The organism is Streptococcus sp. HMSC073A12 (genome assembly GCF_001812815.1).
Lineage (GTDB): Bacteria > Bacillota > Bacilli > Lactobacillales > Streptococcaceae > Streptococcus > Streptococcus vaginalis.
The window spans coordinates 1-356 of sequence record NZ_KV810523.1 but is presented as its reverse complement, the minus strand read 5'-3'; the positions used below and the strand labels follow the sequence as shown (position 1 = coordinate 356).

Here is a 356-nt window from a genome sequence, read left to right as displayed (position 1 = left end):
TCTTTTAAGTAGGCTCTTAATTCTCGAATCATGGCTTGGCGGCCTTTGAACCGTTCATCGGCTAGTAAGCGCTCATACTGCTCCTGTTTCTCTGGGCTCAGTTGAGCTTGATAGCTATTTAGTTGGTCTCGGAGAATCACCAATTCATCCAGATATAGTTCTTTTAGGCTGAGCTTGTGACCAATCTCGCTCACTTCTTCATAAGCTTGACGATTAAGTTTGCGTTTTTGACTTTCCTGTTTACGGAGGATGTCCAGGATATGATTGCGGAACTTGGTCTTATAGTAAACATAGAGCTGACTTTCTTCTTCTACCAGCTGCGGATACTGGCTTACCAACTGATAGAGCACCAACAT

1 protein-coding gene is annotated in these 356 nt (G+C 43.5%); it reads right to left on the bottom strand.

Going from position 1 to position 356, the window contains the following annotated elements; all coding sequences use genetic code 11:
• On the bottom strand, positions 1 to 356 hold a 356-nt coding region (locus HMPREF2876_RS00220; protein ID WP_070583887.1), incomplete at both ends, for a transcriptional regulator.